Consider the following 930-nt stretch of genomic DNA (forward strand, 5'->3'; position numbering starts at 1 on the left):
GCACCGAGGTGTAGGCCGGCTTCTTGTTGCCGTTGTTGTCGAACAGCAGGGGGCTTTCGTTGGAGCGCCAGGAGTCGCTGTCGCGGACGCCCCAGACGGTGATGCCGATGCAGCGGGGCACGTTGAGGCAGGCCTGGGTGAGCCCGGCGTACTGGGAGGTCGAGGCGTTGGTGACGTCGACCTCGGTGAGTGCGACGTCGACGCCCAGGGCGGCGAAGCTCGACAGTGTGGTCTGGAAGTTGCCGGGCAGGGAGCTGCCGCCGGTGAAGTGGGTTTGCAGGCCCACGCAGTCGATCGGCACGCCGCGGGACTTGAAGTCCCGGATCATGTTGTAGACGCCCTGCGTCTTGCCGTAGGACCAGTTCTCGATGTTGTAGTCGTTGTAGCAGAGCTTGGTCGATGGGTCGGCGGCGCGGGCGGTGCGGAAGGCTACCTCGATCCAGTCGTTGCCGGTGCCTTGCAGGTTGGAGGAGCGGCGGCTGCCGTCCTCGTTGAACGCCTCGTTGACGACGTCCCAGGCGGCGAGCTTGCCCCGGTAGTGGCCCATCACGCCGTTGATGTGGTCGATCATCGCCTGGCGCAGGCTGCTGCCGCTGAGGCTCTGCATCCATCCTGGTTGCTGGGCGTGCCAGGCGAGGGTGTGGCCGCGGACCTTGAGCCCGCGCTGGGTGGCCCAGTTGTAGATCTGGTCGCCGGCGCTGAAGGTGAACTGGCCGCGCTGCGGCTGGGTGGCGTCCGGCTTCATCTCGTTCTCGGCCGTGATCATGTTGAACTCGCGGCCGGCGATGGTGGTGTAGGTCGAGTTGCTCAGCCGGCCGGCGGCGATGGCGGTGCCGAAGTAGCGGCCCGACTGCGCGGCCGCGGCGCCCAGGGTGCTTTCCGCCGCTTCGGCGCCGGGCATCGCGATCAGCACGCCCGCGGCCGCGACGA

At 68.1% G+C, this 930-nt stretch carries 1 protein-coding gene; it reads right to left on the reverse strand.

What is annotated here, in order from left to right:
- Positions 1-930: glycoside hydrolase family 10 protein (locus Ade02nite_RS48865; RefSeq protein WP_275410009.1), on the reverse strand; the 930-nt coding region annotated here is incomplete at both ends.

It is taken from the genome of Paractinoplanes deccanensis, from assembly GCF_016862115.1.
In the GTDB taxonomy this organism is placed as follows: Bacteria; Actinomycetota; Actinomycetes; order Mycobacteriales; family Micromonosporaceae; genus Actinoplanes; species Actinoplanes deccanensis.